Below are 6,738 nucleotides of genomic sequence, written 5' to 3'. Positions count from 1 at the left end.
AGGACCATGATCTCCTTGAGATTGTGGTTCTTTTTTTATACATTTTTACTATAACCATCTGTTCCTAAGGTTGACAGAGAACCAAGGCTTTGCGACACTCTAAAGGTGTGATCTTTTTGTGGAAGTCCAAGTATGCGAGCGAGGTGACAAACTTATGGAAATCAGACAATTACAACGTGAGGAATTTGAAGCCGCTATTGAGTTGTCTCAATATGCGTTTCAGTTCACATTATCCCCGGAGGATCTGGAGAAATCGAAGAAGAAATTCAAACCAGAACAAACTTGGGGGATATTCGACGGAACGGACTTGAATGCGAAGCTGACTTTGTTACCGCTACAGGTATACATACAAGGTCAGGTTTTTGACATGGGGGGCATCGCTGGTGTGGCAACGTGGCCGGAAAAACGGCGCGGGGGTCTGGTTTCACGCCTTTTAACGCATGCGCTTGAAGAGATGAAGGATGCGGGGCAGAGTCTTTCTTTTTTACATCCTTTCTCCTTTGCCTTCTATCGTAAATTTGGATGGGAAACGTATATTGAATACAAAAAGTATATTATTCCGATCGATAAATTCCCTGCCAAGCTTAAAACCGAAGGTACGGTCAAACGGGATGTGAAGGATATTTCTGAGCTGGACCAAGTGTATCAAGCCTACGCTTCGCGTTATAATGGTACACTGGTACGAAACAAGGAATGGTGGCAAGAGCGGACATTAATTAAAAACTACCGGACCGCAGTGTACTACTCTGAAGCAGGCGATCCTCAGGGATATGCTTTATACAAAATTGAAGATAAGCAATTGAATTGCGACGAACTGGTATATATTAATGAAACGGCACGGCGGGCGTTGTGGACGTATTTTGCCAATCATGATTCGATGATAACCCAAGGTAAATTTATTTACATTCCGGCCGATGATAATCTGCCATTTCTACTGGATGATCCACGAATTCAGCAGGAAACAGTGCCTTATTTTATGGGCCGCATTGTAGATGCTGCTGCTTTTGTGGAGAAATATCCCTTTGAGGCCATTGGAGAGGAAACACGTTTGACCTTATATCTGACAGATCGTTATGCTCCATGGAATGAAGGAATATGGACATTGACGGTCACCGCGGAAGGGCAAGGACATTTGGATAGAGTGGATTCAAACAGTTCTTCCGAGGACGCAATAGAAGCTGACTTGAGTGTGAGTATCCAATCGCTGACCACCCTGATGCTTGGCTATCAGCGGCCTGATGCTCTGTATAAGTGGAGTCGTATTAAAGGGCGCGGCGAGTCTGCATCTGCATTAGAACGAGTAATACCGGTAGCACAAACATTTTTGCTAGATTTTTTCTAATTGTAACGCTCTTAGATGCTCTTGAGTCTTCATTTTTTAGGGAATTTAGCTTAAATACCTATTATAAGGTGTGGATGATTTTAACGATATTTTTCAGAACTCTTTCCGTAAAGGGAAGAGTTTTTCTTATATTGTATAAAACATAATTAGATTGCGAAAAATGATATTGACCCCTTGGCAAAAATATATTTTGTGCTATAATGTGAATATAGTCAAAGAAAGTCAAAGTCAATGGAGCCTGTAGTGCTTCATTAGAATGGTGTGAATACGCTGAGTTTTTAGCCGTATATAATACATTGACACCAACACAGTATGAAAAGATAGACCTGATTTGTTGGTAAACATTCACTGTAATCTCATGAGCGTGAGGAAAGGTGTATGATCTATTACGATTAAAGGTCACACTAGAAGCTAAACGGGATGTTTTTAAGTGAGGACGGAGGGTGAATTAGCTCTGCTACTGGCTTAGATTCGTGACTTTACCGTTTGGTTAAGTTCAATATACGGCGGACTCTGTGGAGCGTGAAATGTACTGAATATTTGCGTTTCCGTTAGTGGAGGATGATGAAATGCGCAATGTTTCCGATATTATTGAACAATATTTGAAGAGCATATTGCTGGAAAGTCCCAAAGGCTTAGTGGAAATTCAGCGTAATGATTTGGCTGACCGCTTTTCCTGCGTGCCGTCGCAAATTAATTATGTAATCAGTACCCGTTTTACGCTGGAAAAAGGCTATGTGGTGGAAAGTAAGCGCGGTGGTGGGGGGTACATTCGCATTCAGCGAATTCAACTGCCCGCACAGCATGCGATCCACACCCATCTCCATCAAAGCATTGGAGAGGAAATTAGTCAATCGGCAGCGGAAGGGCTGGTTTATCAGTTGGAGGAAGCTCATTTTTTAAGCAAAAGGGAAGCTGTTTTAATGAAGGCTGCTTTATCAAGGGACACATTATTACTGAAGCTTCCCTATCGTGATCAGCTACGGGCAAGGCTGCTTAAGGCTATGCTGATTTCGTTGCTGGTGGCCAGATAGCGTGTGATTCAAGATTTGGAGTAGGGATTTGTAAAATCCTGACGCTGAAGGAGGTGCTTTTATGCTGTGCCAAGAATGTAATAAAAGGCCGGCAACTTTGCATTTCACCAAAATTGTGAATGGCGAAAAGACAGAGTTTCATATTTGTGAGACGTGTGCGAAGGAAAAAGGGGAGATGATCCCTGGTACACCTAATGGCTTTTCAATTCATAGCCTATTGTCGGGTATGCTGGATTTCGAATCCAGTACAAAGAGCCAGTCGCCAGGCCATAGCGGTCCACAGAACCTGCAATGCAAGGAGTGTGGCATGACCTATGCACAGTTCAGTAAGCTGGGGCGCTTTGGGTGCCCGTCATGCTATCAATATTTTGACAGCCGTCTGGACCCGTTGTTCAAGCGTGTGCATGGCAGTACGAGCCATGTGGGCAAGGTTCCAGTTCGCACCGGAGGTCGATTGAAGGTTAAACGGCAAATTGACGATCTGAAAAAAGAGATGCAACAACATATTGTACAGGAAGAATTCGAATCAGCCGCTGAGCTTAGGGATCAAATCAGAGAGCTTGAAAAAGAAATGACTGAAGAGTAAAGTTTGTGAAGAGTAGGAGGGGATGCGTAATGCCTAATATCCGGTTTACGGAAAAGCCGCTAAGTGATTGGATGCGTGGTGATGCTGCGGATTCAGAGATTGTCATTAGCAGCCGGGTGAGAATTGCGCGTAACTTGCAGCATCTGCCTTTTCCCATGCTTGCTACCAACCAGCAGTCGGAAGAAGCACTTCAACGCTTGACGGATATCCTTCAGTATGATGATTTAGGACGCTTTGGTACCTTTCATACCCTGAAAATATCCGAGTTGGATGAGATCGACAAGCAGGTGCTGGTTGAGAAGCATTTGATTAGCCCTAATTTGGCGAACGAATCTCGTAACGGTGCTGTTTTGATTAGCGATGATGAATCGGTTAGTGTTATGATAAACGAAGAGGATCATCTGCGTATCCAGTGCTTATATCCGGGATGTCAGGTTAGAGAAGCTTGGGAACGTGCTATGGTTATTGATGATGCATTTGAGGCGCATGTCGATTATGCATTTGATGATCGTAGAGGCTTTCTGACCAGCTGTCCGACGAATGTTGGCACAGGGATGAGAGCTTCAGTGATGATGCATCTGCCCGCACTGGTCATGACTCATCAGATTAACCGCATTTTGTCTGCTGTTTCACAGGTAGGTCTTACCGTTCGCGGTATTTATGGTGAAGGCAGCGAAGCGGTCGGCAATCTGTTTCAGGTATCCAATCAGATTACATTGGGACAAACCGAAGCGGAAATTATCGAAAATCTGCATGGCGTCGTGCTGCAAATTATAGAGCACGAACGTTCCGCCAGGGAACGGCTGATGAATGAGTCCATGCTGCGGATTACGGATCGGGTGATGCGTTCATTCGGTATTTTGTCATATGCAGCGGTACTGGATTCCAAGGAGGCCGCACAGCGATTGTCGGATGTACGTCTTGGCGTGGACTTGGGGATTTTGGAGCGTCCATCCACCGCAGCGTTGAATGAGCTGAATGTGATGACACAACCCGGATTTCTGCAAAAAAGCTTTGGAGATAAAATGAATACCGACGAGCGCGATATGTACCGGGCGAAGCTGATCCGGCAAAAATTAGGCACAACCCTTTAATATATAGAATGATCTGAAATACACACTGTGGAGGTGCAGGATATATGATGTTTGGAAGATTTACGGAACGCGCACAAAAAGTGCTTGCCTTGGCTCAGGAAGAAGCTGTTCGATTGGGACACAACAACATTGGCACGGAGCACATTTTGCTCGGCCTCATTCGTGAAGGTGAAGGAATTGCGGCGAAAGCCTTGATTGGTTTAGGGCTGGGACTGGAAAAAATTCAGGATGAAGTGGAAACGCTGATTGGACGCGGTCAAGAACAACCGACGAACATTGCCTATACTCCACGCGCCAAAAAGGTTATCGAGCTGTCTATGGATGAAGCTCGTAAGCTGGGCCATACCTATGTAGGTACAGAGCATATTTTGCTCGGTCTTATCCGTGAAGGCGAAGGTGTAGCAGCCCGTGTACTGAATAACCTGGGTATCAGTCTGAATAAAGCGCGTCAGCAAGTGCTTCAATTGCTCGGCAGCAGCGAGGCTGTTTCCAGCCATCACGGTGCTCCGGCTAATGTCAGCACACCAACGCTGGACAGCTTGGCACGTGATTTGACGGCATCTGCGAAGGAAAACAACCTGGACCCTGTCATCGGGCGTAGTAAGGAAATTGAGCGTGTAATTCAGGTACTCAGCCGCCGTACGAAGAACAATCCGGTTCTGATCGGTGAGCCAGGGGTAGGTAAAACAGCAATTGCCGAAGGACTGGCGCAAAAGATTATTGCGAATGAGATTCCCGAAACGCTGCGTGACAAGCGTGTTATGACACTGGATATGGGTTCTGTGGTAGCAGGCACCAAATATCGTGGTGAATTCGAGGATCGCTTGAAAAAGATTATGGACGAGATTCGTCAGGCTGGAAATATCGTATTGTTCATTGATGAGCTGCATACGCTGATCGGTGCTGGTGGAGCGGAAGGTGCAATTGATGCTTCCAATATCCTCAAGCCTGCTCTGGCACGTGGCGAGCTGCAATGCATCGGTGCAACAACGCTGGACGAATACCGCAAATATATTGAGAAGGACGCCGCTTTGGAACGCCGCTTCCAGCCGATAACGGTAGATCAGCCTTCTCCAGAAGAAGCTATTCAAATTCTGTACGGCCTGCGTGACCGTTATGAAGCGCATCATCGTGTGAAAATTACGGATGAAGCCATTGAAGCGGCAGTAAAATTGTCGGATCGTTATATCACCGACCGCTTCCTGCCGGATAAAGCAATTGACCTTATTGATGAAGCGGGTTCCAAGGTAAGGCTGAATTCCTACACGGTACCGCCAGACCTGAAACAGCTGGAAAACCGTCTGGAAGATATTCGTAAGGAAAAGGATTCGGCTGTACAAAGCCAAGAGTTCGAAAAGGCGGCTGCACTGCGTGATACAGAGCAGAAAATTCGTGAAGAGCTGGATGTTACGAAAAACCAATGGAAAGAGCAACAGGGACGTACAGATTCCGAAGTAACACCAGAGGATATTGCTCAGGTCGTTGCGATCTGGACAGGTGTTCCGGTCAGCAAGCTGAAAGAGGAAGAAACGCATCGCTTGCTGAACATGGAAGAGTTGTTGCATGAGCGGGTAATTGGGCAGGATGAAGCAGTTAAGGCAGTTAGTCGGGCTATTCGCCGGGCACGTGCTGGACTGAAAGATCCGAAGCGTCCAATCGGCTCCTTTATTTTCCTCGGTCCAACCGGGGTTGGTAAAACCGAGCTGGCACGCGCGTTGGCTGAATCCATGTTCGGAGATGAAAATGCGGTTATCCGAATCGATATGTCCGAATACATGGAGAAGCATTCCACGTCCCGTCTGGTAGGAGCGCCTCCAGGATATGTTGGATATGAAGAAGGCGGTCAATTGACTGAGAAGGTACGTCGTAAACCTTACTCTGTCGTACTGTTGGATGAGATTGAAAAAGCACATCCAGAAGTGTTCAACATTCTCCTGCAAGTGCTGGAAGATGGACGTCTAACGGATTCCAAAGGTCGTGTCGTCGATTTCCGCAACACACTTATCATCCTGACATCCAATGTGGGTGCACAGGCGATCAAACGCAACTCAACGCTGGGCTTTACAGCTGTTGTGGACGCTGGAGCGGATTACGATAACATGAAGGGCAAAGTGATGGATGAACTGAAGAAAAGCTTCCGTCCCGAGTTCTTGAACCGGATTGATGAAATTATCGTTTTCCATTCTCTCGAAGAAAAACACATCGCCGAAATCGTGTCGCTCATGTCCGAAGAGCTGCGTAAGCGTCTGAATGAGTACGAGGTTGATTTTGAGTTGACAGACAAGGCTAAGGTATTCCTTGCGAAGGAAGGCTTTGATCCGGCATATGGTGCGCGTCCATTGCGTCGTGCAATCCAGAAGCATATCGAGGATCGTCTGTCCGAGGAGCTGTTGTCGGGTAATATCACTAAAGGCGATTCTCTCTTTATTGATGAGGAGAATGGTGCGTTGACCGTTACGAAAAAGGATAACGTATCCGCCAAGTCCTGAACATTGTACTGAGCAGGCAATAAAAGTTAATGATAATCATCGGCTTTTGCCCAAAAAGGACAGAGGTACGATAGGTTAGCACAATAAAAGTGGTTAGAAAGGGTGTCTCGCAGGCTGAAAAGCTGTGGCGAGGGCACCCTTTTTGTGTATAAAGCACTGTGGAGTGGTCGGATAAGTGCTTTGGAAAAGTTTG

5 protein-coding genes are annotated in these 6,738 nt (G+C 46.2%); all 5 read left to right on the top strand.

Going from position 1 to position 6,738, the window contains the following annotated elements:
- Window positions 1–154 precede the first annotated feature (154 nt).
- The 5 genes from L696_RS0124430 (at window position 155) to clpC (ending at window position 6,545) form a co-directional block, all read left to right on the top strand.
- Entirely contained in the window at window positions 155–1,342 is a 1,188-nt protein-coding gene (locus tag L696_RS0124430) for a GNAT family N-acetyltransferase (protein WP_025685964.1), read from the top strand.
- A gap of 569 nt (window positions 1,343–1,911) precedes the next feature.
- Window positions 1,912–2,376, top strand: a complete 465-nt coding sequence (locus L696_RS0124425) for a CtsR family transcriptional regulator (RefSeq protein WP_025685963.1) — start codon at window positions 1,912–1,914, stop codon at window positions 2,374–2,376.
- A 61-nt stretch (window positions 2,377–2,437) separates the two neighbouring features.
- The gene (mcsA, locus tag L696_RS0124420; protein WP_025685962.1) at window positions 2,438–2,962 is read left to right on the top strand and encodes a protein-arginine kinase activator protein McsA; all 525 of its coding nucleotides are present in this window, start codon (window positions 2,438–2,440) and stop codon (window positions 2,960–2,962) included.
- Window positions 2,963–2,991: 29 nt separating this feature from the next.
- Window positions 2,992–4,056, top strand: coding sequence for a protein-arginine kinase McsB (mcsB, locus tag L696_RS0124415; protein WP_025685961.1), 1,065 nt, complete (start codon window positions 2,992–2,994; stop codon window positions 4,054–4,056).
- A gap of 44 nt (window positions 4,057–4,100) precedes the next feature.
- Window positions 4,101–6,545, top strand: a complete 2,445-nt coding sequence (gene clpC, locus L696_RS0124410) for an ATP-dependent protease ATP-binding subunit ClpC (RefSeq protein WP_025685960.1) — start codon at window positions 4,101–4,103, stop codon at window positions 6,543–6,545.
- Window positions 6,546–6,738: the final 193 nt, after the last annotated feature.

Source organism: Paenibacillus maysiensis (genome assembly GCF_000520815.1).
Lineage (GTDB): Bacteria > Bacillota > Bacilli > Paenibacillales > Paenibacillaceae > Paenibacillus > Paenibacillus maysiensis.
The sequence above is the reverse complement of the archived record's forward strand: the minus strand, read 5'-3'. Positions and strand labels throughout refer to the sequence as shown.

Excerpts from the sequence above, each read along its gene's own strand:
- L696_RS0124430 (WP_025685964.1), top strand. The coding sequence starts at position 155 with ATGGAAATCAGACAATTACAACGTGAGGAATTTGAAGCCGCTATTGAG.
- L696_RS0124425 (WP_025685963.1), top strand. The coding sequence starts at position 1,912 with ATGCGCAATGTTTCCGATATTATTGAACAATATTTGAAGAGCATATTG.
- mcsA (WP_025685962.1), top strand. The coding sequence starts at position 2,438 with ATGCTGTGCCAAGAATGTAATAAAAGGCCGGCAACTTTGCATTTCACC.
- mcsB (WP_025685961.1), top strand. The coding sequence starts at position 2,992 with ATGCCTAATATCCGGTTTACGGAAAAGCCGCTAAGTGATTGGATGCGT.
- clpC (WP_025685960.1), top strand. The coding sequence starts at position 4,101 with ATGATGTTTGGAAGATTTACGGAACGCGCACAAAAAGTGCTTGCCTTG.